This window comes from Saccharospirillum sp. ABV4_185, from assembly GCF_056159245.1.
Genome location: NZ_JBSWUW010000001.1, coordinates 1,992,919 through 2,016,210 on the forward strand (window position 1 = coordinate 1,992,919; position 23,292 = coordinate 2,016,210).

General features: G+C 55.0%; 18 protein-coding genes. 8 read left to right on the forward strand and 10 right to left on the reverse strand.

From position 1 onward, the window contains the following. Positions 1 to 494: 494 nt before the first annotated feature. Both ACXAE6_RS09315 and ACXAE6_RS09320 read left to right on the forward strand, forming a co-directional pair. Positions 495 to 998, forward strand: a complete 504-nt coding sequence (locus ACXAE6_RS09315) for a hypothetical protein (RefSeq protein WP_475146703.1) — start codon at positions 495 to 497, stop codon at positions 996 to 998. Positions 999 to 1,230: 232 nt separating this feature from the next. Continuing rightward, positions 1,231 to 3,978, forward strand: coding sequence for an AAA domain-containing protein (locus ACXAE6_RS09320; RefSeq protein ID WP_475146705.1), 2,748 nt, complete (start codon positions 1,231 to 1,233; stop codon positions 3,976 to 3,978). Positions 3,979 to 4,081: 103 nt separating this feature from the next. Here the strand turns inward: ACXAE6_RS09320 and ACXAE6_RS09325 are convergent, their stop codons facing one another. The 5 genes from ACXAE6_RS09325 to ACXAE6_RS09345 form a co-directional block, all read right to left on the reverse strand. Then, a complete protein-coding gene (locus tag ACXAE6_RS09325) occupies positions 4,082 to 5,596 on the reverse strand; it encodes a DUF6242 domain-containing protein (protein WP_475146707.1) in 1,515 nt (504 codons plus the stop codon). 396 nt (positions 5,597 to 5,992) lie between these two features. After that, positions 5,993 to 7,186, reverse strand: a complete 1,194-nt coding sequence (locus tag ACXAE6_RS09330; RefSeq protein WP_475146709.1) for a multidrug effflux MFS transporter — start codon at positions 7,184 to 7,186, stop codon at positions 5,993 to 5,995. Positions 7,187 to 7,820: 634 nt separating this feature from the next. Then, positions 7,821 to 8,849: a FecCD family ABC transporter permease gene (locus ACXAE6_RS09335; RefSeq protein WP_475146711.1), complete on the reverse strand. Its 1,029-nt coding sequence runs from the start codon at positions 8,847 to 8,849 to the stop codon at positions 7,821 to 7,823. Then, positions 8,846 to 9,850, reverse strand: coding sequence for a FecCD family ABC transporter permease (locus ACXAE6_RS09340; protein ID WP_475146713.1), 1,005 nt, complete (start codon positions 9,848 to 9,850; stop codon positions 8,846 to 8,848). Before ACXAE6_RS09340 ends, ACXAE6_RS09335 begins: the two co-directional genes overlap by 4 nt. Before the next feature lie 9 nt (positions 9,851 to 9,859). After that, positions 9,860 to 10,765 carry an ABC transporter substrate-binding protein gene (locus ACXAE6_RS09345; RefSeq protein ID WP_475146715.1) on the reverse strand — a complete coding sequence of 302 codons (906 nt, stop codon included), beginning with the start codon at positions 10,763 to 10,765 and terminating at the stop codon, positions 9,860 to 9,862. A 178-nt stretch (positions 10,766 to 10,943) separates the two neighbouring features. Between ACXAE6_RS09345 and ACXAE6_RS09350 the strand changes: the two genes are divergently transcribed. Then, positions 10,944 to 11,918, forward strand: a complete 975-nt coding sequence (locus ACXAE6_RS09350; RefSeq protein WP_475146717.1) for an ABC transporter substrate-binding protein — start codon at positions 10,944 to 10,946, stop codon at positions 11,916 to 11,918. A 7-nt stretch (positions 11,919 to 11,925) separates the two neighbouring features. Next, a complete protein-coding gene (locus tag ACXAE6_RS09355; RefSeq protein WP_475146719.1) occupies positions 11,926 to 12,813 on the forward strand; it encodes a hypothetical protein in 888 nt (295 codons plus the stop codon). A gap of 444 nt (positions 12,814 to 13,257) precedes the next feature. Here ACXAE6_RS09355 and ACXAE6_RS09360 read toward each other — a convergent pair whose 3' ends face one another. Then, on the reverse strand, positions 13,258 to 14,679 hold the full coding sequence (locus ACXAE6_RS09360) for an MFS transporter (protein WP_475146721.1): 1,422 nt from the start codon (positions 14,677 to 14,679) through the stop codon (positions 13,258 to 13,260). Positions 14,680 to 14,781: 102 nt separating this feature from the next. Between ACXAE6_RS09360 and ACXAE6_RS09365 the strand changes: the two genes are divergently transcribed. Further along, positions 14,782 to 15,624 carry a helix-turn-helix transcriptional regulator gene (locus tag ACXAE6_RS09365; RefSeq protein WP_475146723.1) on the forward strand — a complete coding sequence of 281 codons (843 nt, stop codon included), beginning with the start codon at positions 14,782 to 14,784 and terminating at the stop codon, positions 15,622 to 15,624. Here ACXAE6_RS09365 and ACXAE6_RS09370 read toward each other — a convergent pair. Beyond that, on the reverse strand, positions 15,612 to 16,439 hold the full coding sequence (locus tag ACXAE6_RS09370) for a 23S rRNA (adenine(2030)-N(6))-methyltransferase RlmJ (RefSeq protein WP_475146725.1): 828 nt from the start codon (positions 16,437 to 16,439) through the stop codon (positions 15,612 to 15,614). The two genes, ACXAE6_RS09365 and ACXAE6_RS09370, sit on opposite strands and share 13 nt — an antisense overlap. 149 nt (positions 16,440 to 16,588) lie before the next feature. On the opposite strand from ACXAE6_RS09370, the gene ACXAE6_RS09375 reads away from it, so the two are divergent. After that, positions 16,589 to 17,797 carry a hypothetical protein gene (locus tag ACXAE6_RS09375; protein ID WP_475146727.1) on the forward strand — a complete coding sequence of 403 codons (1,209 nt, stop codon included), beginning with the start codon at positions 16,589 to 16,591 and terminating at the stop codon, positions 17,795 to 17,797. A 70-nt stretch (positions 17,798 to 17,867) separates the two neighbouring features. On the opposite strand, the gene ACXAE6_RS09380 is transcribed toward ACXAE6_RS09375, so the two are convergent. From ACXAE6_RS09380 to ACXAE6_RS09390, 3 genes are all read right to left on the reverse strand, one after another. Beyond that, positions 17,868 to 18,227, reverse strand: a complete 360-nt coding sequence (locus ACXAE6_RS09380) for a hypothetical protein (RefSeq protein ID WP_475146729.1) — start codon at positions 18,225 to 18,227, stop codon at positions 17,868 to 17,870. A 152-nt stretch (positions 18,228 to 18,379) separates the two neighbouring features. Further along, positions 18,380 to 19,069, reverse strand: coding sequence for a VWA domain-containing protein (locus ACXAE6_RS09385; RefSeq protein ID WP_475146731.1), 690 nt, complete (start codon positions 19,067 to 19,069; stop codon positions 18,380 to 18,382). Between the two features lie 11 nt (positions 19,070 to 19,080). Further along, positions 19,081 to 20,553 (reverse strand): hypothetical protein, encoded by a 1,473-nt coding sequence (locus ACXAE6_RS09390; RefSeq protein ID WP_475146733.1) that lies wholly within the window; start codon positions 20,551 to 20,553, stop codon positions 19,081 to 19,083. Positions 20,554 to 20,808: 255 nt separating this feature from the next. Here ACXAE6_RS09390 and ACXAE6_RS09395 point away from each other — a divergent pair, with 255 nt between their 5' ends. Beyond that, a complete protein-coding gene (locus tag ACXAE6_RS09395; protein WP_475146735.1) occupies positions 20,809 to 21,603 on the forward strand; it encodes a response regulator transcription factor in 795 nt (264 codons plus the stop codon). Continuing rightward, complete coding sequence (locus ACXAE6_RS09400; protein ID WP_475146737.1) at positions 21,596 to 23,248, forward strand: sensor histidine kinase; 1,653 nt, start codon at positions 21,596 to 21,598, stop codon at positions 23,246 to 23,248. Before ACXAE6_RS09395 ends, ACXAE6_RS09400 begins: the two co-directional genes overlap by 8 nt. Positions 23,249 to 23,292: the final 44 nt, after the last annotated feature.

Below are 23,292 nucleotides of genomic sequence, written 5' to 3' on the forward strand. Positions count from 1 at the left end.
GGTTGCTTATTTTACAGAAGGCAACTTATTTGTTGCTTTTAAGGTGTTCATCCCATCGAAAGCAGAAAAAGAAACATATAAGTTGCTTTTTCTATTGTGCTTTAATGTTGTACTGCTGGACCAAAACCTCACGACTTTCCCACTCAAGCATTTGTTTCCAAGCTTTCACACAAAGCGTTTCAACCAATACTGCATCTTGGAACACCGTTCATCGCCAAAAGCGGACATGACCGCACCCATAAATTTGAGATGCGTCACAAAAAGGCGTAGTCGTAACCCTATTGCGGATAATTAAGAACTTGGCGCGCTCTGTAACCGGCTGGGCGGTAGCGTACGTAGTGGATCTTTCTTACTTGGCGGTGGCGTTATCAACCATCATTGCTTTGCCTTAACTGAAATCAGCTTCATACGATTCTTTAAAGATAAGTATCTTGTTTATTGTTCTTGATAAAACGAAGCTATGAAAAATCGACCTAATTAATGTGTAAGGAATTATGCGTAATCGCACTGTAGAAGAATTAGTCATCACCTTGAGTAACATTGATGAGCTGGAGACTTGGAGGAATCATACACAAGGTTATTCCAGCGTTGACGTGGCTTTAGCTTACGAACAGGCTAAGCCTTTGTGGGTTAAAAGAATGGTTTCTGAACAGAAATTATTATTACACCCGGATTCTATAAAACAGCTAGAAACACAGAATTGGCAGCCGAGTGATACACAAAAGAGAATGATATGGGCAAGCCTGCTCGCATCTGATGAAAGAAATGAAAGTAAAAAAAGGATGTATGCGGTTAAGAACAGCTTGATAAAGAAGTATGGGGCATGGTGGTGGGAAGATGTCTATTACCGAATTAAGCACGCCTATGCGGCAAAAGAGCGGATTAAAAAAATTCACGCTGGTCCTGGTGTTTCCGCATTTATTAATAACACAATCATAGGTTCACAAGCGGCTGGTGAAGAACGAGTTCGAGCCTTAGAAATGATACCAAAACATTGAAGTGAATTATCGCCTTAAGATGACTGCAAGCATGTATCTCTAAAGATCGGTTATGTTGTAATATCAGTTCTTTTGATTTTCTGTTCACTATGATGAGAGGGTGGTAGGCGCCCTGTTAGTGCAATTTGAGCAAGGTTGGATTGATATTAAAACAACAAATCCATATGAAATTAAGATTGATGTTTTTATATTTTTGAAGATTTAAAACTAAAGGACTCAAGTTAACTTAACCATGATTTCAATACACATTGGTAAAGAAGATAAAACCAGGGAAGTTAGCAGCTGGTCGATATTTTGGGACGAAGAAAAGCAGTTGCTTCAATTAAAATACCGACTTCAATCAGGACCAGGCCTAAGCCACCCCCTTTCCGATTGCCGAGTGCTTCCTATGCGAGAGCTGGAGGAGAAGCTACTCAAAAGAACCGGTAGTCTGGATTTTCATAGTATTGAAAGCGCTACTGTTTATGGCGATCGATATGCCGTTGTTTATTATCGAAAGGACGACAGACCTTACCCTTTTAAAATGGAGAATGTTGAGTTTTTTCCGACTACAAGCATGACGGAATCATCAGTCTTACGTTATTTTTTAGATGTCGCAAGAACTCGACGTGATTGCACAGAATCTTCCAATCAGAACATTATAGCCGCCAATATTGTTCGTCAGTTGGAGAGTCTGCCCTCTCGCCCAGACACCGCTTTGCATGCCTACTGTGCGGGAGAAAATGCAGCACAAGAACCTGGTGTTGAACTTATCTATCCGTTCGGTGTAAACGAAAGCCAACTAACGGCTGTTGAGCGAGCGTTTAGCCATCAAATCAGTATGGTTGAAGGGCCGCCCGGGACGGGTAAGACGCAGACCATCTTAAACATCCTGGCAAATATTCTACTTCGTGGCCAAACGGTCGCTATACTGTCGAACAATAATCCGGCGGTCAGCAACGTTTATGAAAAGTTGGAAAAAGTCGGGCTAGGTCATCTAATTGCTAAGCTGGGCAACAGTGAGAACAAGCGTGATTTTTTCCGTGATCTTCCATCCTGGCCTGTTAAGGCACCGTCCTCCCAACCAGTGCCTACTATGGATTCTATTCAAGAGATGCTTTCAACTATTAAGCAGTATCTTCACGATAAAAATCGTGCCGCTCAGTTGCGTGCTGAGATCGACGAGTTAAAGATTGAGCGTCGCTATTTGGAGGAATGGCAACAGGAAAACAATGTAGAACCAGCGGGTTCAATTAAAAGATATGGATTATCATCACGTAAAGTCACCGACTTAATGGCTTACATCGCCTATTTGGGCGATAAACGCATACGGATTAAAGATCGCATTGAGCTGTTTTTGAATTTTAGAATTCTGCGTGCTAGGCCGTTTTCTGAGGAAAAACGGCTATCTATCTTTTATGCCTTGCAAATGAATTACTATGATCAATGTATCAACCATAAAGAATTAGAGTTGAAGGCCTGCGAAGATTCACTAGAACGGATCAATTTTGAGAATTTACTAGTATCGTTGACTACATCGTCAATGAGTTATTTTAAGCATGAATTAAATATTAGAGTTCCAAAAGAGCAAGATTTTGAGTTAAAAAAATATCGGAATAAATTTGACGATTTTTTACGTCGCTTTCCGATCATCGGTAGCAGTACACATTCTATTGTTAATTCCATCGCGCCGGGAGCCATTCTTGATTTTGTGATTATCGACGAAGCTTCTCAGCAGGATCTCCTGCCTGGAATACTGGCGCTCGGTTGTGCAAAAAACCTGGTCGTTGTTGGCGATAGTCGCCAGTTGGCCCACATTCCGACTAAATTGGGTATTAAGGCTCCAGAAGATGAATACGACTGTGAGCGATATAGTTTACTGGATTCTTGTGTCAGCGTTTTCAAGGACGCTTTGCCTAGAACTTTGCTGAAAGAGCACTACCGTTGCCATCCGCTTATTATCCAGTTCTGCAATCAACAGTTTTATGACAACACCCTAATACCAATGAAGCAGGATAAAGGTGAGTCACCCTTGCGCTTGATCATTACAGCCAAGGGTAACCACACTCGAAAAAACGTTAACTTAAGAGAGATCGATTCCTTACTGAAGGTTCTTGATGACGAAGCTCAGCAGGAAGATATTTGGTTGGGGAGTGACGGCCGAGGGTTTATTGCGCCATTTCGAGCGCAAGCCCGACTTTCTGATAATCATTTGCCGGATGACTTTGTTAAGGAAACGGTCCATAAGTTTCAGGGGCGCGAGTGCAGTGAAATTGTTTTTTCCACTGTGCTGGACAAAAAGCGTTATAACCAAAGTCAAGAACGGTTGGATTTTGTTGATGAAGCTCGCATGGTCAATGTGGCGGTATCCAGAGCCAAAGATCGATTTACTTTGGTAACTGGAGATGACGTCTTCTTGGCAAATAATGCACACATCGCTGCGCTAGTGCGTTACATCGAATACTACGGAAAAGCTGATCAGATACATAGAGCGCCGGTTGTCTCAGAATTTGACCTGCTATACAGGGAATACGATCAATCGCTCGAATGGCTTAATAACCGATTACGATCAGAAGATTCGCGCTATAAGTCCGAACAGATTGTCGCTGAACTGCTCCGCCAAGCGCTGTCAGATACTGCGTATCGTGGAATCAGATACCATTCTCAAATCTTGCTAAGCCAGTTGGTGCCACCAGCAACATACGATCTGACAGGTCCAGAAAAACGCTTTTTAGGTAACCGCGCCAGTTGCGATTTTGTCTTGTACTTTAAAGTTGGTAAGCGTCCCTTTGCTGTGGTTGAGGTTGATGGTGGCTCGCATGATAGTCCCGAACAAAAAGCTAGAGATGCTTTGAAGAATAGCGTTTTAGAAAAGAGTGGTATTTATCTCTTGCGAGTGAACACCCAAGAAAGTGGCAATAAAGATAAGGTTGCTAGATTTCTTGAGCAATCAAGTAGAGCTGCAATCGCTGCTAATCAAACAGAACTCACGCCACAGTAGCCAAAATTTCACTTATAAAATTCCGCGATAACCAACCCCGCCAAGATTAAATACCCAAAAACCCAACACCAAAAAGGCGCCGAGGCGCCTTTTTGTTTTGTGGTTACTGTTCGTTTGAGAGCGGAATCTGTAAGGGTGTTTTGATGGACAACCGCCAATCTTTGCCATCGGTGGAGCGCCAAACGTCTTTACTGGGGCCAATCATCCACAAGGCTTTGTCGTCAGGTTTATCCGGAGTGTCGCCGAACACAACCAGTTGGTGATATTGGCGTGGTGAAAAGGCTGGAGCATCGGTTTCCAGGTTCCATGTAACGCCATCGCTGGAAGACCAGATGTCTTTCAGGGGCCTGCTGTGACGGTTTCCTCCAACCAACCACAGTTTTTGCTCGGTTTCACCGGGTGCGGCATAAGCCGCTAGCCCGTGTCTGGCGCGGCCAACGAAGCATGGTTCGGGCTCGGGTGTGCAATTGAGGTTCTGTTTGTTCCAGGTTTTGCCATCCTTCGATGACCAGACATCGTCGTAGTAGGGTAATATGCCAGCGCCATCAACGTCGTCTGATGTACCTCCAACCAGCCACAGTTGGTGCTCAACAGTCCCTGTCTCATCGTGAGTATCAAACACCACCACTCGATGCTCGGATCGTTTTGGGAAGTCGGCCGCTTCGATCACTTGATGCCAATGAATGCCATCGTCTGACGACCAGACGTCGTTTTTGTAGGTGTTGCCTACACTGGTGTTATCAGTGTCACCACCAATCAACCAAAGTCGTTCACCTTCGTTGTTGGCATCGAACGCCACCACCTGATGGTATCTCCTTGCACTGAAGCAGTCGCCGGTGCAGATGGGTTCGTGTTCGGTCCAATGAACGCCGTCTGGGGAGGACCAGATGTCATTGAAATAGTTTCCGTCATTCGCACCACCACCAATCACCCAAAGCTGAGGGCCTTTCGGAACGCCTTCCCCATCGCTGTTGGCCTCGAAGACCACCAGTTGGTGGCCGAAGCGTGGTGCAAACAAGGGTTGGCCCGGGGCTGTTTCTACCTGCTCCCAATGGATGCCATCGGCGGAGGACCAGATGTCGCTACTGGCCGCCCCCTCATTGCCACCCACCAGCCAGAGCCGTTCGCCGTCACCGGCATCGAAGCGGACGACTTGGGTATCGGAGCGTGGGCTGAATTCGGCATAAAAGCTTTCGTTCAGCTCCACTGGGGTAGTGGCTTCCTGTTCACCCTGGCGTAAGCGGGCGTAGAGGGGGTGTTCGAGGCCGAGTTTGAGGTGGGTATTGTCTTTGAAGGTAAAGGGCTGTGTGGTCAGTTCGTGTTCCTGGGCGCAGGTTTCGCCATCGGCGATGACATCGCAGTCCGGGTCTTGGCCGAGGTAGAAGTGCAGGTCTTCCAAGCCATTGTAGTCGCCACTGATGGTCAGTTGGCTGTTGTCAGCACCCACCCAGGCGCTAAGTTCAAGCTTAGAGTTTGGTCCGAGTGGGGGCGGGGGTGATTGTGTACCGGGCGTGGACGAGCCGGAATCACAGGCGGCCAGGCTGAGGGTTAGCAGCATGGCTAAGCTAGGTGCCGACCAATGAGTGTGTTTAAAGGGTTTGCCTAAGGTGTTAGTCATTTCGCTTCTCTCCATAACTGCTTTCCGTAACCGCTTTCTATAAATGCTTTCCATAACCGTTCTCCTTAACAGCGTGATCCAGCCGAGCTGAGTTGGTTTTTTAGATCAGCGTGCTCAGCGAGCGCCAATATATTGACATTAAACCGACGGAAAATAGTGGAATTATTGGCGGAAAATTGAGCGATGAGTCACAAAAGCGAAGGTGGTTGGGGGTTGAAGCTTTGAGGTCTGCTTTTAAAGACCGGTTAACCAAACGCCCCTATGCATTCAGTTGGTTGATCGGTTAAATCCGGTGTGCCGGCCCAAGGCCTGGACGACGCGGTTATTGGGGTGATGGTTCAACGGGCATAAAAAACGCCGGGCAAAAGCCCGGCGTTTTTGCGTTCAGTACTGAGGTTAGGCAGTAGCAGGCTCAACCGTTTTCAGCGTAACCACCGACAACACCACCGCAATGGTCGCGCAGGTTGCGATGCCCGCCACCAGTACGACCGGTGTGCCATTAAAGAGCGCACTCAGAATGGCGATGGCGACTGCACCCAAAACCATCTGCAAGGTGCCACCCAGTGAAGCAGCGGTTCCGGCGATCGGGCCGTGTTCTTCCAGGGCCAGCACCATGGAGGTTGGGATCACCAGGCCGAGGAAGGCGAAGGTGAGGGCGAGCATGGCGACCAGAAGCGGGAAGGCGTCCCAGCCGAGCAGTACAAAGGTCAGCAACAACAGCGCTGAGGTGCCGTAGCCGGCGACGGCCCATTTTACGACGGCGATGGAGCCAAAGCGGTTGCCCAGGTTGGCGGCAATCTGGCTGGTGCTGAAAAAGCCCAGCGCATTGACGGCAAAGAACAGGCTGAACTGGAATGGATTCAGGCCGTAGTAGTCGGTGTACAGGAAGGAGGCGATGGACAGGAACGAGAAGAAACTGGCCATGCCCATGCCGCCGATTAACGTCAGGCCCATAAACACCGGGTCAGCGAAGAGCGTCTTGAACGCGCGCATCATGTTGCTGAATTTAAACGGTGCGCGATCTTCCGGGGCCAGGGTTTCCGGCAGGCCGAATTTGGCGGCGCTGACGCTGACGATGGTGACCAGTGCACAAGCGATAAAGACGGCGCGCCAGCCGAACGGGATGATAACGGCGCTGCCGATCATCGGCGCCAGCATGGGGGCAACGGAAATCACCAGCATCACGGTCGACATTAAGCGAGTCGCCGCTGCGCCGGTGTAGCGGTCACGAATAACGGCGCGCGGAATCGACATAACGGCAGCCGCACCCACGCCCTGGAAGAAGCGCAGTACGATCAGCCATTCAATGCTCGGCGCCAGCGCGCAACCAATGGAGGCGACGGCGAACAGACCGAGACCGAAATACAGCGGCGGCTTGCGGCCCAAAACATCAGACGCCGGGCCATAGAAGAGTTGCGACAGGCCAAAGGCAACAAAGAAGGACATCAAGGTGCCCTGAGTGGCCGAGGTGGTGGTGGCCAGGTCCGCCGTGATGGTGGGCATGGCGGGTAGATACATATCGATGGCGAAGGGGCCAAGGGCGCCCATCAGCCCGAGGATCAGGGCTGTTTTGAATAAGTCGGTATTCACGGATGGTTCCTTTGAGGTTTGATGTCCCGGCAAGGCAACCGAGACGGGTGCGGACACTGCAACAGAATAACGGTTTACAGCGAGTGGCGAATGTCCCGAAGGTCATGCTTTTCTGGCATTTTATCTATGTCGTTCACTCAGCTTCCCTGCTGAGTGAACGACACGCCTTGGCAACTCTGGCGAAGATGCGTGGATCTTCTTGAGTTGCCAAGGCTCGCGCCCGGACGGGTCCGGCGGCGGCACGTCCGTGTGCCGCTTGTGAGGTGAACTCACAATCATCTATGTCATTCACTCAGCGTCCCTGCTGAGTGAACGACACGCCTTGGCAACTCTGGCGAAGATGCGTGGTCTTCTTGAGTTGCCAAGGCTCGCGCCCGGACAAGGTCCGGCGGACGGCACGTCCATGTGCCGCTTGTGAGGTGAACTCACAATTATCTATGTCGTTCCCTCAGCGTCCCTGCTGAGTGAACGACACGCCTTGGCAACTCTGGCGAAGATGCGTGGATCTTCTTGAGTTGCCAAGGCTCGCGCCCGGACAAGTCCGGCGGCGGCGCGTCCGTGTGCCACTTGGCGGCCTTGGTCAATCTTGAGTCTAATCGTTTGGCGCAGCAGCTTATCGACAGTCGGTGATGAATTAATGACGACGCCGGTACAGCAGATAAATAAAGAAGGGCGCGCCGACGGCGGAGACGAAAATACCGGCGGGCAAATCCTGAGGCAGGAAAAGCGTACGGCCGATCAGGTCGGCAATCAGTACCAGGGCGGCACCGGTGCAGGCCGAACCGATCAGTCGGCCGACGATGGTTTGGCCGGTTAAACCGCGTGCCAGATGCGGCGCCAGCAAACCGACAAAACCGATGCCGCCGGCAAAGGCGACCGCAGAACCGGCCAGCCCCACGCTGGATAACAACAACAGCAAACGATAGCGGCCAACGGCCAAACCCAGACCCAGCGCCTGGCTGTCGGTCATGCCCATCAAACCGAGCTGGCGGGCGAACAACAGCGTCAGCGGCAACAGTGTCAGCGTCCAGGGCAATAAACCCCAGACATCCTGCCACTGAGCGCCGTACAGACTGCCGGTTAACCAGACATAGGCGCGCACCGTGGTCGACAGTGGGCTCATCACCAACACCAGGGTGGTAATGGCCTTAAGCGCTGCGGCCAGAGCGATACCGACCAACACCAGCCGGATCGGCAGCACACCACCGCGCCAGGCCAGGCCGTAGATTAAAACCGAACTGGTTAACGCCCCGGCAATCGCCAGCGGCGGCAGCCAGTCCAGGCTCAAGGCGCTGCCCCAAGCCAGAAACAGCACGGCGGCAACGGCGGCGCCATCGGTGACACCGATGATATCGGGCGAGGCCAACGGATTACGCACCAGTTGCTGTAACACCGCGCCAGAAACGCCCAGACCGGCACCGACCAGAACCGCCAATAAAGCCCGGGGCAGACGCAGCGTATGGACGACAAAGCGGTGCTCGCTGTCCGGCTGGATCGCAGCGGTGAAAACATCGGTCGGCGTCAGCACGCTCGAACCCAGGCAAAGGCTCAGCAACAGCAGGCCACCGAGTGCCAGCAACGCCAGTATACAGCCGGTTAGCGTGCGCCGATGTAACGCCAGCGCCAGGCTTTCGGAACGGTTGCGCAACAGAAAATGGCTCATAAGGCAGGGCTGCGTTTGCGGGCGACGGCGATAAAGAAGGGCGTGCCGACCAGAGCGGTGAGCGCGCCGACTGGAATTTCCTGCGGCGGTACGATAAAGCGCGACAGCGTATCGGCGCCGAGCAGCAGGCTGGCACCCAATAACGCAGAGGCCGGCAACACCCAGCGGTGATCGCGACCAAAAAGTCCACGCGCCAGATGCGGAATAATCAGACCGATAAAACCGATCATCCCGGCCAAAGCCACCGAGCCGCCGGCGAGAACCACCACGATAGCGCCCAACGCCAGCCGCGTTGCCAACACGTTCTGGCCGAGGCTGCGGGCGACGGCTTCGTCGAGCATCATCAGGTTGATCTGCCGGACCAGCAGCGCCGTGGCGATCAGCGCGATCACAAAGATCGGCACAAAGGGTTTCATGGTGGCAAAAGAGGTACCGGCCACCGAACCGCCGAGCCAATAGAGAATGCCTTCGAGGCTTTCCTGATTGAGGATCAGCAGGCCCTGAGTGAAGGCAACGAACAAGGCCGTCATGGCCGCTCCGGCGAGCACGATACGCACCGGCGACAGACCGGCCGGTCCGCTCATGCCGAGCAGATACACCAGCACGCCCGCCACCGCCGCGCCCAGATAGGCAAACCAGATAAACTGACTGACCGAGGTCAGCGATAGAAAGCTGAACGCCAGGGCGACAAAAAACAGCGCTCCGGCGTTGATGCCGAACAGGCTGGGCGAGGCCAGTGCATTACGGGTTAACGCCTGCATCAGCGCGCCGGACACCGCCAGGCTGGAGCCAACTAATAAAGCCAGCACGGCCCGGTTCAGTCGGTTGGCGCGCACGATGATGTGGTTGACGACGCTGTCGTCATAGGCAAAGAGCGCCTGCCAGACGGTGTCGAGCGACATCGCCGTCTGGCCCAGCGCTATGCTGGCAAAGCCGCTGATTAGCGTCAGCAGCAGGCAGAAAAACAGCGCCAGGCTTTTGGTGAAGGTGTTGGCTAGCAAGGTCGGAGTTCAGTCCAGACCGTAATGTTCGAACACGCTGTCGACCATGCGCTGGGCAGCAATCGGCCCGCCGCCCATATTCCAGTCGACTTCATTGACGCGGTAAACCTGCTCATTACGCACCGCATCGAGGGTGTTCCACAGCGGATGGCTGGTCCATTCCTGGTAGTTTTCCATCACGGTGGCGTCGGTTTCGGTCATAAAGATAAAGAATACATCGGCGTTCATTGCCGGAATGCTTTCTTTGGACGTCAGCTTCACACCCCAGACATCTTCTTGATGCGCTGGCGGCCGTTCAAAACCCAGTTCGTTCAAAATATTGCCGGCAAAACTGGAGTAATAGATGCGCGCATGGTCGTTGCGGAAATTCAGCAGCGCTACTTGCTGTGGCCAATCGATGGTGTCCAGCTCGGCGACTTTTTGCTGGAACTCGGCGATGCGCGCGTCCCAGTTATGGTGCCATTGCTCGGCGGCGTCAGTGCGACCGGTAGCGGCGGCGACCAGATCGAGCGTTTCCTTAAACTGAAACACCGTTTCGTGAGCGATGGTCGGGGCGATCTGGTTCAGTTGATCGTAAACCGCTTCGTGACGCATCTTGGCGGCGATGATCACATCGGGGTTCAGCGCGGCGATTTCTTCGAGGTTGGGCTGGGTTTCCAGGCCGACGTGTGCCACGCCTTCCAGTTCATCGCGCAGATACTGATACATGGGCTTTTCCACCCAGGAATCGACGACGCCGACCGGAGTAATGCCCAGTGCGACCGCCGCATCGGTAGCGCCCTGATAGAGGGTGACGACTCGCACCGCCGGCGCGTCCAGTTCGGTGCTGCCCATGGCGTGATCGATGGTGAGGGTGTCGGCCTGGGCAAAACCCCAGATGGCAAGCAGCGGCAGGGCGATTCTGAGCTTGAACATGGCGTCCTCTGGTTTGTATCGGCGGGATTGGGTGGCGCGTGTGGCGGCCGTCAGGCCAGCGCAAAGACCCGACATACTATTGATAGGAGTTCTCATTTTCAATACTATTCCGGCCAGTTCCCTTCAACCGGAAGGCGGCCTCTAACCGCACTCCGCTGCCTTATTTTGGAGTCTTGTTGTGTCGTCACTCATGCGTATTGGTGCGTTCTTTTTGTTAGCCCTGGCCGGTGCCGCCCAGGCCGAATCGGCTTTTCCGGTCACGCTGGAACACAAGTACGGCAGCACCACCATTGAGGCGGAGCCTCTGCGGGTGGTTTCGGTCGGTTTCAGCGATCAGGACGATATTCTGGCGCTGGGCGTTAAGCCGGTCGCCATTCGTGAGTGGTACGGCGAGATGCCCTACGCCACCTGGCCCTGGGCGCAGGACGAACTGGGTGATGCCCAGCCGGTGGTGCTCGGTCGTGGCAACCTCGATTACGAAACCATTGCCGAGCTGGAGCCGGACCTGATCATCGGCATTTCCTCGGGCATGAGTAACCGCGTCTATAAGCGCTTGAGCCGTATTGCGCCGACCTTGCCGCAATCGGGCGATTACATCGACTACGGTGTGCCCTGGGATGTTCGCGCGCGCACCATTGGACGGGCGCTGGGTAAAGACGACCAGGCCGAGGCGCTGGTCAGCCGTTTGCAGGCGCGCATTGACGCCGTGGCAGAAAACCACCCGGAATTTCAGGGCAAAGAGGCGGCCATCGCTTTTTATTACAACGGCGATGTCGGCGCCTACAGCTCCAACGATTTGCGCAGTCAGTTAATGCAATCCTTTGGGTTTGATATTCCCGAGGTCTACGACGAAATAGCCGGTAGCTCTTTCTATGCGTCGTTCAGCGAAGAACGCCTCGACTTGCTCGATGTGGATGTGCTGGTCTGGCTGTCGGGCAGCAGTGCGCTGGAAGCTGTCGATGGTTTGTCGTTACGACCGATGTTGACGGCCCATCGGGAAGGCCGGGAAGTCTTTGTCGGCGAACTGCTCGGTGGTGCCTTTTCCTTTATGAGCCCGCTGAGCATGGATTATCTGCTCGACGAGTTGGTGCCGGAACTGGAACTGGCGGTCGATGGTGATCCCAATACCGTCGTTCCGTCATCGGTGGAGTAAGACGATCATGAGCTCAGCGGCGCGCCTCTACAAAGTTCCCACTCTGGCTGATTCGCTGGCACGAATGGCGGCGGTGTCGGAGCATTTGGGCTCGGACGTTGGTCCGCTGGGAGGTGAATGGACGCCCTTCAGTGAATTGCTGAAACAACAGTCGCCGCTGCGCGATGAATTGCTGGCGCTGGAAGCGCAACGCTGCCCGGGGCTGGATGACAAAGGTCAGGTCGCCTTCCTGCTTGGCGGGGTGGTGCACTATCTGGTGATTGTGCTGGCGCCGCTGTTGTTGCTCGGTCGACAGGTGCCACTGTTGCAGGCTGAGCGCCTGGCGTTCCGGACTCGCCAAGTACCCTGGCAACACGGCAAAGAATCCGGCACCTATCAGGCCATCGACTGGCGTTTTATCGATGACCGGTTCTGGACCGACCAAAAGGGTGAACTGCCCGCCGGTGGCGTCGCTGTCGATTCTACTGAAGCGCTTTACCGCCATCTGAATGAACAATTGGAAAGCATTCTCTCGCCGCTGATCGAGCGCTTTAAATCGATCAGCCGGTTAAGCCGCGGCGCGCAATGGCGCCAGGCGGCCGACTCTCTGGCCGGGGCTTTTCTCACCACCGGTCAGGTGTTGCAGATGGAAGCCCAGGCGCGCGCCGTTGCCGATGCGCTGATCGGCGATCCGCAGGCGGCAATGCACAATTCCAAGACCGGCTTTGTCGAGATAGCGGTCGATCACCCCAGCAAACCGGGTGAAACCATTTCCCAGACGTTTCGCGCTCGCGGCGGTTGCTGCCGTTACTACACCGCCGACAGCGGCCATCTGTGCAGCACCTGCGTGCTGGTCAAACCGGTTGAGCGCGATGAACGGCTGCGCCAGCATTTGCTGCGTCACCACCACGACTGAGGTTGCTGGAAAAAACGATCGAGCTGCCAAGTTGTGACGAAAGTCACATTTATCATTTGCAAATGATAATAATTATCGTTAATGTTGTTCTCGAAGGTCGATTCAGTACCCGCCTCGATGGTTTGGAGCACGGTCCGCACGCCATCGAACATGGACGACCTCCGCACCGTTTTCCGATTACTCTCCCTCTGTCGTGATCGGGTCTGGCTGGAAGCGGAACAGGACGTAAGGGTACTGAATGGTTGCCGGCCGGGATGGGTGGGCGAACATGCATCCCGGCCGGTGTTTTTTTTACCGGTCGCCTTTAGCTGCCAAGCCAAGGAACTGCGTTATGGACATCAAAATCAAACTGCTGTCATTGCTGTGCGTGAGCGCGCTGTTTGCTGCTGCTATTGCCATTGCGCAATTCTGGCAGCAGGGCTTCAGCGCGTTCTGATGCCGTTATTACACGGCGCCGGTTGCCGTGCGTCGTTGCAGCCGGATGTAAACCAAGGTGGCAAATGCCAGCGCTGCAATGGCAATAAGCTGCACATGGAAAGCCGCCGTCAGTCCTGCCAATAATCCTTCCGTTAAACCCATCTGATGCACCACCAGGCCATAAAACGCCGGGCCAAAACACAGGCAAATCTGCTGTGCGGTGCTTAACACTGCTGAGGCGCTGCCAGCTTGTTCGGCGGGTACCTGCGACAAGCCAATGCGGAAGAAACTGCCCAGTACCAAAGCCTGACCAAAACCCAGCAAGACGGTGCTGCCAATCAACTGAACCGCATCGGGTTGCGACCAGATGGACGCCAGGGTCAACGGCAACCAGACCAATCCCAGCAACGTCAGCACACAGCCGAACAGCAGTGTGTTGAGTAACCCCAAACGGGCGGTGATGCGGGCGCTGACGTAGGACGCGGCAAAGAAGGCCACACCGCAGGCGATAAACGCATTACCCGATTGCTGCGCCGTCATCCCCAGCCCCATTTGAAAACTCAGCGCCAGGCAAAACATCATGCCGCTGACGTAGGTGAAGAAGAACAGCGCCAGCACCAGACCAAAACGAACCGAGCCGGTTTGCATCAGCGACGGCGGAATCAATGGCCAGCGGTGTTGGTGTTCTTTGCGGCGCTCCAGTTGCAAAAACAGCGGCAACAGCGCCACACCCATCAACATCAACACGAAGCACCAGCGCGGCCAATCCAACAACGGGCCAATTGCCAACGGCGACAGGATGGCGGCGATGGCAGCCGCCAATAACAGCGTGCCGCTGACATCAAAACCCGCCGGTTGTCCGGATCGCGTTTGCGGAATAAAGCGCGGGCCGAGTAACAACACCAGCAGGCACACAGGTACGTTGACCAGAAAAATTCCGCGCCAGCCAGTACCGGCGATGTCCGCTGCGATGATCCAGCCACCCAGAATCTGACCGATCAAAAACGACAGGCCAATGACCGCACCAAAAATGCCAATGGCATTGGAATGCGCCCGACCGCTGAGTGACACATGAATGGTCGCCAACACCTGCGGGATGATCAGTCCACCGGCGATACCTTGCAGAAAACGACCGACCAGCAAGATGGGAATATTGGTCGCCAAACCGCAGAACAATGACGCCAGGCCAAACAGGGCGACGCCGATGTTGAGCACTCGGCGGCGGCCAAAACGGTCGCCACTGCGACCACCGAATGCCAACGTCAGCGCCAGTGCCAGGCTATAAACGCTCATCAGCAATTCCAGTTCGATCTGGCTGGCATTGAGACTGGCACTGATGGTGTTGAGCGCCACATTAATAATGGCAACATCGATTAAGGGCAGCATCTGCCCGCACAACAGTAACACCAGGCCAAGCCGACCCAGGTGTTGAGTGGTGGTTGTGGTCATTCAGGTTCCTTGATTCATACCGAAAGGACGCGCATTATCAGCACCGCATTAAACAGGTACCAGTAAGTAGTTATCCTGGTATAAAAACTAACAGGAAAGGCGATGACCACGGCTGATCAATCCACGCCAGGCCAGGCATTGGCCAACTTTCTGCGCAGTCGACGCGAGAGCCTGGACCCGATTCGTCTTGGCTTGCCGCGCCAGGGCCGTCGCCGCACGCCGGGTTTGCGGCGTGAAGAGGTGGCGCAACTCGCGAACGTCAGCACCACCTGGTACACCTGGCTGGAACAAGCTCGGGAAGTGCGGCCATCGGCGGCGACCATGCTTGCCATTGCCGAAGCGCTGCAATGCAATCGGGCCGAGACCGATCATCTGTTCAGTCTGGCGCAACTGGCTCCGCTTAATCGCGAGTCCGGTGATGTCGACCCGATGCTGGAAGCGTGTCAGAAGATGCTCGATAAACTGCTGCCGTACCCGGCCTATATGCTGAATGCGCGCTCGGATTATCTGGCTTGGAATCGGGCACTGGATCATTTCTACGGTTTTAAATTGAGCGAGCTCGACGAATTTGACCGCAATGTGATGTATCTGGCGTTCAATAACGAAACGCTGCGCAGCCGCTTTCGCGCATTAGAGCAAACGCTGCCACGCATGGTCGGCCGGTTTCGCAGCCAGATGACCGCGCACGAAGGCGATCCGGCATGGCAGCTACGATTAGACAGCCTGATGGTCTCCGAGGAATTTCGCCGCTATTGGCAGCGTTATGAAATCAATGGCGTGGAAAACATGCTCAAAGAAGCACATCACCCTGAGGTTGGCGTTTTACGCTTTCAGGTGTTGAACTGGTGGACGGCGCCGCGCAATGGCGACCGCATGATGGTGTACATGCCGCAGGATGATGCCACCGACGTCAAATTGCACCAACTGATGGCTCAGCCAGATTGATGGTCGAGCGCGAAGAACCCCTCATCCGATAACTGCCGACTGAGCCACGGCAAACAATTGCGCAGTTGCTCGGCCAATAAATAAGGCGGATTCAGCACGAACAGGCCCGAGCCGGTCATGCCATAGCCGTCGCTGTCTTGCGCGATATTCAGCTCCGCCACACACCAGTCTTTGCTCAGCTTCTTCAGCTTGCGCACCAGCGCATCGCTGCGTTCGCGCTGCACGATCGGATACCAGACCAGCGCGCACAGCGGCTGGAATTTACGGGTGACGGTCGCCAGCGTGGCGGCCACCTGGTCGTAATCGGATTTCTGTTCGTAGGGCGGATCGATCAGCGCCAGGGCGCGTCTTTCCTTTGGTGGCATCGCCGACAGCAAACCCTCATAGCCATCGCGTTGATAACAGCGTACCCGGCGATCACCGTGGAAATGGCGCTCCAGTGCCGGGAAGTCGTTGGGGTGCAATTCAAACAACTGCAAACGGTGATCGGCCTTAAGCAGGCTGGCGGCGATGGCAGGCGAGCCAGGGTAGAGCTCGTTCAGATCCAGACCGGTGCGGCTCAGCGCTTCGAGAAAAAACTGCACCTCAGCCGGTGGTTTGTCTGCGGCCAATAAGCGGCTGATGCCGGTCTCGAATTCTTTGGTTTTTTGCGCCTGAGCGGCACTGAGTCGATAGGCGCCGGCACCGGCATGAGTATCGACATAAACCAGCGGTTTGTCTTTGCGCGTTAAATAATCGGCGCACAGGCTCAGCACCAGATGTTTGAGCATGTCGGCGTGGTTGCCGGCGTGAAAGGCGTGGCGATAACTGAGCATGGCGCTGGGAACTCTGAGCGGAAAAGAGCCGGCATACTAAGCGCAAAGCCGCCCTGCTGCCAGCAACGCTCGACTTAAGTTGATGCGGCAGCGGTCGATATAACCGGTTAAGGAAAGTGCTGAGTGTTTCTATTAGGGAGTAATAGATCATGATGAGTAACTACTACGGTTTTTTCACGCAACACCCCGATGCTCAGCGTTATCAGGAGCAACTGGGCCAGGCACTGAACAGCAAAAGCATTCCGGAAAGCCGTTCGCTTTCTGAGTCCGGGTACAGTGCTTTAGTAGACAAGATTCGACAGGCGGCAGAACAGGGCGGCGTCTACGATAACGGCGATGTCTCCTTGAGCATTAGCGAGCAGCCGCTATCGGGGGATTTATCGCCACCGCCGCCGGATATGTATGACGACAAGACCTATGAACCGGAGCCCGGTGTCATCGTTCATACCGATAAACCGCAACTGGCTGGCCAGCCGGATGTGGATCGACGCATTACCCAGGTTGAGGCGACCAAGAACGGCGCCGCAGTCGAGTCTGACGCGCTCAATGCCGTGGTTGAAGCCGCCACCCAGCCGGGTGTTAAACCCTCGGTCTTGTTAACCGCCGCCGGTGCATTAACGGCGGGTACCGAAAGCGTGCAGATGACCACCCGGGTCGATGTCGGCCACTATGGTTCCCGCGCCAGCCTGGCCATTGAACTCGGTGGTGGCAATCTTTATGAGCGCCCCGAACGACGCCAGCAAGACAAGGTAGAGATGAGTTTTCAGGTGGCGTTGGCATCGGGCAACCGGGTGTCCTTAGCGGTCAGCGTCAGTGACACCACCAATACCGAAGCCTACAAAGGCGTCAGCCGCACCCTAGGTATTAACTTCTCCGCTGATCAGGCGCTGTCGGAAGACGATGCCGAAGCCGTCAGCAGCCTGATGTCGAGCCTGGATAATCTCCTTGACCGCTTTAACCACGATAAGTCGGTTGCCGTCGCTGACATCAATGCCTTCAGTGCAACCGTGGCGGAGCAGAACGACGCTGTGGTTTCGCTAGGGGCCACATTGTCGTTTAGCGATGATGGCCCTCGTGAATCCTATCGTCGCATCAACTTTACCGCGCAGGACGACGGCACGATTCAGCATCAGGCGTTCGAGAAAGATATGGAGTATTACTACGCTGACGGTTATCAGCCTGACTTTATCGATGAAACCTATCGTCAAGGCTTCGAGAAATACGATCTGCCGTTTTATGAGTATTACGATGAGTTGGAAGAGGCCGGTCTGAGTGGTCAGTATATCGGTGCCGTCGTCGATACCGACGCGGCTGCGGTTCAGGACCGGCGCGATTATTTCGAGTCTTTCTTTAAGTAGAACCTCAGGCGAAAAGTAGGGCCTCAGACGAAACCGGCACAGGCTGCCGTGCCGGTTCCGTTCAGCCGTTTTAGTGCAGGGTTTGCGGCGGCCGGCAGCAGCGGCTCATCATCGCCACTTCGAAATACAGATCCCTCACCTCACGTTTTTCCGCGCTGCTTTGCGCCAGCTGTTCCAGTCGTTGCAATGGCTGATAAATGCTTTCCAGACAGCGGCAGCGCCAGTCTTCGGGCACGAATTCATCGCTGATGGTTTCGCGCAATAGCTGATATTGTAGCCGGTAATAGTGGCGTTGCGAGGCCTGGCTTTGCAGGCGCTGCGGCACTGGCGCATCCAGCCAGTGCCGCAGCAGCTCGGGGTTGTCCGGCTCGGAAGCAAAGCGAATTTTGCGCGCCAATAGCGCAGTGGGAGCGATGGCAGCCTGGGTCATAACACCTTCCTTGTAATGATAACTATTATCATTAAGTTAAGTGGCGGATGCGAGACTGTCAAGGCAAAAGCCAGGGTTTGGTGTGAGTGTGAGGAACAAAAAAAAACCGGCCACAGAGGCCGGTAAAACAAGCAGAGCAGGACGCCTAAGAATCAGTTCATGGCAATCACACGATCCATCCGTTCCAGATCATTCAACACCTGCCATTCGCCGCCGCCATCAAGCACCCGGGCCTGCCAGGCGTCGAGACGGTTCTGGTAGTCGCGCGGATCGATGTTGTCCTGATTCAGTTTGGTAACGTTCAGCGCCACCACCTGAATGCCGGCGACGTCGATCGGGAAGTCGCGGATATGGCCTTCGGGCAGTTCTTCAGCCAGGTCGGAAAACACCAGCAGGTATTTTTCACCGGCTTCGGTTTCATTCAGATAATCGACCGCCTGAATCACACCGCCAGTGACATCGGTATAGGCGCTGCCGCCGTTCACGCTGGCGATAAAGTCGTGCATCTGTTTCTGGAAGGCGCGCTTTTGATCGTTGGCGGCGCTGGGACGCGGATCGAAGGTGGCCTGAACGATGATGTCTTCTTCGTTAAAGCTGGCGCTGTCGATGCGCGCCAGTGCCAGTGAATCGCCGGTGTTCAGCGTGCCCAGCAGGTAGTTCATGATCTTCTCGGCCTTATCCAGTTGCTGGGTGTAGGTGCCGGAAATATCCATCAGCATATAAACAGCGCGGCTTTGTACCGGCGGTTCGCCACAGCCGGCCAGCAGTACGGTGACCGCTAGGGTGCTGGCGGTCAGACGGCCGCGGCGGGTCAGGTGTTGCAGTGAGTTCAGCAGTCGCATGGTGATTCTCCTCAAACGTCTGCGGTGGATTGGTTGCGGATGCGCTTGCTTTCCAGCAGCGCGGGTTCGTCGTCCCAGTCGTCTTCCGGACGATGCTGTTCGCGACGTGACTTGACCAGTCGTTCCACGCCCAGCGGCACCATGATGAAGAGGTCATAAAGGCTGATGACGATTTGGCAGGCATAGCGGCCCAGGCTGCCGACCAGACGCAAAGCCACTCGCAGGGTGCGCAGCAGGCCAACCATGAGCATGCCCATCACGGTGCGCAGTGAATGGATAAAGGACTCCAGCGGGATGGCCACGAACGCCAGGGCGAACGGCAGAATAAAGCCCATGACCATCTGGCCGATGGACGGAATCCAGCGGAACTGGGCTTCAACCACGGCCACGCCAGACAGCGATTGCTGCAGCGCAGAACGGTCCAGCGCCAGCAGATCACGCATATAAGCCAGTGATGCTTCGATGGTGGCGAGGATGGTCAGAATGGTCAGCGTAATAATGATCATGCGCCGGCGCAGTCGGTCGTCCATGGAGTGAATCACCGGGAACAGATGGGTGATGCGCAGCGATTCGAGCAGGAACAAGCCCATGGCAATTTCCACCAGAATGATGACCAGGGCAGCAATGTCTGAGGTGCGCATCGAACCGATGGTGGAGGTGGCGCCAACCATTTCCGACATCGGCAGGGCGATCAGCTGGAAGTTGATCAGGCCGCCCAGGGTGGCGATCACCAATACCAGGCCGGCAATCAGAAACTGGGTGATGGACGAGGAGGTCAGCGCATTCACCGAGGCGTCTTCGCCTTTGCGAATGGATTCGTAGCGCTGCATCTGGCCGTCGATGGTGCGGGTGCGTTCTTCCAGACCATCGAGGGTTTTCTTAACGTTATCCATCGAGCTTTGCAGCGTGCGCCACTGAGGTTGCATGGTGCTCAGATGGCGATGACGGTCGAGCGTCGCCTTCTGGTACGCCTTCAGCGTTTGCTGGTGCGACTCTTCGATGGCGTCCTTGATGTTGTTGAGCACCTTGTTCATCGCCGGATCGCCGTTGGTCGGCAAGGCCGCTATGGTTTCCACCACTTCGGACCAGGCCGGTGGCAATGGCGCGGCTTGGGTCGAGGCCTGATAGTCAGCTTCGATTTTCTCGATGGCGTCGGCTATTTTGCGGTGCAGCTTGGGGTAAGCGCCCAGATCGCGTTCGACCAGGGTGCTGACGCGATTGAATTCGCGCTCAATGGTTTTTTCCGCCTGGGCCCGGCCCTGAGCGATCAGCACATCGCGGTTGCGGACGATCAGACGGTTCTCCAGCCCACGCACCGAAAACGCCGCCAGACGCATGGCGTTATGGATGGCGCGGCCTAGAGTGATAAAGAGCTGATGAGCCTGCTGGCGGCCCAGGTACAAAACGGTAACCAGCAACACCAGCCAGATCGCCGCCGAGATAGCGACTGAATCGGACCAGACGGTTAGTAGTTGTTCGAACATGATGAGTGCCTCTTGTTAGGTTCGGTGATGAGGCGGAGTGTGGAGGGTGCTGGTGAAAAATTTGTGAGGAGAAATGAGAGGAAGACGGGAGACGCTGGACGGAAGACGCTTGCAACGCAACCAGCGAAGCTGGTTGAGAGCTACCTAGCGTCAAGCATCTCCCGTTAAGCGTCTCCCGTCACCGTTAACTCCTTCACGCTAGAGCCGTCTTTACAATGTTAGACTGCTCCTAACAGTCATCGCAGTAGCCCGATCATGACCAGTATTTTGTGGGTAGAAGACCAAAGTCATTGGATAGAGCGCTTCAAGCCTGTGCTTGAGGCCACAGACTTTGGTGGCCAGCCGACCGAGGTGACCACCTTTAAGTTTGCCGAAGCCGCCTGCCAGCACATCCGCGCCGCCAAAGCAGCGCCCGATGTGGCCTTGCTCGATGCCCATATGGGCGGCAACAGCATGGCCGGTTTGCAGGTGTCGCGTGCGCTGCACAAGCGCTGGCCGGGGTTGCCGGTGCTGTATTTGTCGGAACATTCAGGGACCGACATTGAGCAGGAAGCCTTCGAGCAAAGCGGCACCATGGATTTTATCGCCAAACATCAGCGCAATGTGGAAGCCGTATTGTGCTGGCGCATCCGCGCGGCATTGCGCCAACGACACCACCAGAACAGCACCGCTCAGCCGCAGACTGACGACACCATTCGCAGTGGCTCGCTGAGTATCGACACCCGCACCTGGGAGGTGTTCTGGCATGGCACCCGCCTGATGAACCCGACCAATGCGCGGCGACCACTGGCACCGACGCCGCGCAAAATTCTGCGTTATCTGGTGGAAGCCGCACCCAGCCCGCTGTCGACCCTGCAGATTGCCGATAAACTCGATGCCGACCCGGAACGGTTCTCCTACGCGAATTATCGTCAGCACATTCGCACCCTGAGGCGCGCTTTCGACCAGGCTGAAGCCCAACCCAATGCCTTCAGCGAACGCTGCCGACAGGGGCAGGGCATCGTCACCTTTGGCGACGAAGAATCTTATTGCTGGAGGCCGGATGTCTAAACAAACCGCCAATCATGACCAGCCTTACCAGGCCAAATTAAAGATCCATTTCAGTTGGCCCAGTAGCTTTGCGGCCCTGGCGCTGGTGACCTATTTGTTTATCGCCACCGAGCCTCAGATTGCTGAGTATTACGGCCTGACCGATGCCGTTTTCGACTGGCCTTATAAAGTCGGCGCTATGGCGGTTTTTGCGCTCTTACTGTGGTGGGATGCGCATCGTTATGGCCGCGATCAAATAAAACATCGGCGCGAGCGCGAACGGCTGCGCGATGAAATCAATCAGCTCTGGGACAGCCGCAAGCAATTGCAGCGCAAGGCCCACACCCACGCCGGCCAGGCGGACAAACTGAAATTGTTTATCAGCGATAAGCTGCTCGAATACATCGAATACGACGAAAAATTTCTGCACTTTAAAAGCATCGCCGCCGAAGTGCGTCACAACGGCGTGATCAGTTTCGACAAGGTTCAGGGTGCACTGGAAGCGGCCTATGCCGGCTTGCCCGAAGGCGATTTCGCCCGCCGTATGACCGGCGATGCGTTAGAGCAATTGCGCTATTTGTGGGATCTGTTGGATCTGGCAACAGCGGATAATATTGCGCTGCACATCGCCAACCAGATGGGCGAACTGGAAGAGCAATATTATCAGCGCGAACTGAACCCCGAAGCGACCTCGACCTGGGCACTGCAACCGGACTTCTCGCCACAGCGGGCGCTGGAAAGAGCGCTGATCCCGATGCTCGAAAACCCCGACGATTTTGTGCAGCAACTGCAACAGGATTTACCGCTGCGCTGGAGCGATGACAGCCAGTTCCATATTGAAATAGAACCCTGCGGCAGCTTGCTCGGTAATGAAAACCACTGGGTGCTGATGCTGGAAAACCTGCTGAAAAATGCGCAGTTCTTCAGTGGCAAACGACCCTATCGACACAAGTACCGGCGCATCGCCGTCAAGCTCAGTGAACAACAAGGGCGCGCCCATCTGAGCGTCTTCAATGGCGGGCCGCCGATCAGCGAAGAAGATCAGCAGCGAGTTTTTCAGTTGGGATATTCGACCCGCCGCGTTCAGGAAAATCACGGCAAAGGTTTGGGGCTGTTTTTTGTCGGTGAAATCGTCAAAGGCTACGAAGGCCAGGTACGGATTCGCAATATTGAGAACGAAGCCAGTCGGTTATCGCTGCGGGTGACTTTAAAAGACGGTCGGGTGGTTACCGATATCATTGAAACCCTGCTGGACAACGAACTGCCACTGGTAAAACTGGCCGACGGCACGGCTGACAAAGAACGCAGCTGGCAGTTTGATCATCGCGCTGCGGAAATTGAAATTGCCATACAGGGACGCCGTGAACCGCAACGCTTAACGCTCGATGACAGCAGCGGCAAAACGCTCTGGCTGGACCCGGATAACCCCGGCCGACCCGCCTGGGTGATTCAGCTGCAAAACCGCCGCCGTGAGTCGCAATTGCTGTTCACACCGCTGGATGTGCGCGGTGTGGCGTTTGAAGTGGCCTTGCCGTTGGCGCAGACGCGCCTGGAGGATGATGGTTTCGATAGCGATTTAGAGCCGGATTTCGAGCGGTTAAATGAACCTTTTAGAGCGCTGGAAGATTTTCGCGATACCGGCACGGAACCTTTCTCCAAAGGCTGAGTCGAAGTCTGACCCGGGCGCCGATGGCGGCTGGGTCAACTCAC

Coding starts and splice junctions, on each gene's coding strand:
- ACXAE6_RS09395 (WP_475146735.1), top strand. CDS start 20,809: ATGACCAGTATTTTGTGGGTAGAAGACCAAAGTCATTGGATAGAGCGC.
- ACXAE6_RS09360 (WP_475146721.1), bottom strand. CDS start 14,679: ATGACCACAACCACCACTCAACACCTGGGTCGGCTTGGCCTGGTGTTA.
- ACXAE6_RS09345 (WP_475146715.1), bottom strand. CDS start 10,765: ATGTTCAAGCTCAGAATCGCCCTGCCGCTGCTTGCCATCTGGGGTTTT.
- ACXAE6_RS09355 (WP_475146719.1), top strand. CDS start 11,926: ATGAGCTCAGCGGCGCGCCTCTACAAAGTTCCCACTCTGGCTGATTCG.
- ACXAE6_RS09385 (WP_475146731.1), bottom strand. CDS start 19,069: ATGCGACTGCTGAACTCACTGCAACACCTGACCCGCCGCGGCCGTCTG.
- ACXAE6_RS09380 (WP_475146729.1), bottom strand. CDS start 18,227: ATGACCCAGGCTGCCATCGCTCCCACTGCGCTATTGGCGCGCAAAATT.
- ACXAE6_RS09315 (WP_475146703.1), top strand. CDS start 495: ATGCGTAATCGCACTGTAGAAGAATTAGTCATCACCTTGAGTAACATT.
- ACXAE6_RS09400 (WP_475146737.1), top strand. CDS start 21,596: ATGTCTAAACAAACCGCCAATCATGACCAGCCTTACCAGGCCAAATTA.
- ACXAE6_RS09325 (WP_475146707.1), bottom strand. CDS start 5,596: ATGACTAACACCTTAGGCAAACCCTTTAAACACACTCATTGGTCGGCA.
- ACXAE6_RS09335 (WP_475146711.1), bottom strand. CDS start 8,849: ATGAGCCATTTTCTGTTGCGCAACCGTTCCGAAAGCCTGGCGCTGGCG.
- ACXAE6_RS09370 (WP_475146725.1), bottom strand. CDS start 16,439: ATGCTCAGTTATCGCCACGCCTTTCACGCCGGCAACCACGCCGACATG.
- ACXAE6_RS09390 (WP_475146733.1), bottom strand. CDS start 20,553: ATGTTCGAACAACTACTAACCGTCTGGTCCGATTCAGTCGCTATCTCG.
- ACXAE6_RS09365 (WP_475146723.1), top strand. CDS start 14,782: ATGACCACGGCTGATCAATCCACGCCAGGCCAGGCATTGGCCAACTTT.
- ACXAE6_RS09375 (WP_475146727.1), top strand. CDS start 16,589: ATGATGAGTAACTACTACGGTTTTTTCACGCAACACCCCGATGCTCAG.
- ACXAE6_RS09320 (WP_475146705.1), top strand. CDS start 1,231: ATGATTTCAATACACATTGGTAAAGAAGATAAAACCAGGGAAGTTAGC.